Below are 244 nucleotides of genomic sequence, written 5' to 3'. Positions count from 1 at the left end.
ACCGGGCAACCCAGCGGCGGCGCGCAAGCCTTCCTGCAACTGCTGCGCGAGCGCATGCGCCCGGCCGTGGCGGCCCAGGCACCGATAGATACCGCGCAACAGACCCTGTGGGGCCACTCCTATGGCGGCCTGCTGGTGCTGCAGGCGCTGTTCAGCCAGCCCCAGGCGTTTCGTCACTACGCCGCCGCGAGCCCTTCGCTGTGGTGGGGCGACGGCCTGATCCTGCCCCAGGCCCAAGGCCTGG

At 71.7% G+C, this 244-nt stretch carries 1 protein-coding gene; it reads left to right on the top strand.

Annotated features, from left to right (window positions below; translation table 11 throughout):
* Positions 1-244 (top strand): alpha/beta hydrolase (locus F6S12_RS33490; RefSeq protein ID WP_315870079.1); only part of this gene is annotated, 244 nt, incomplete at both ends.

It is taken from the genome of Pseudomonas sp. JV245A (genome assembly GCF_032424515.1).
GTDB lineage: Bacteria > Pseudomonadota > Gammaproteobacteria > Pseudomonadales > Pseudomonadaceae > Aquipseudomonas > Aquipseudomonas protegens.
The sequence above is the reverse complement of the archived record's forward strand: the minus strand, read 5'-3'. Positions and strand labels throughout refer to the sequence as shown.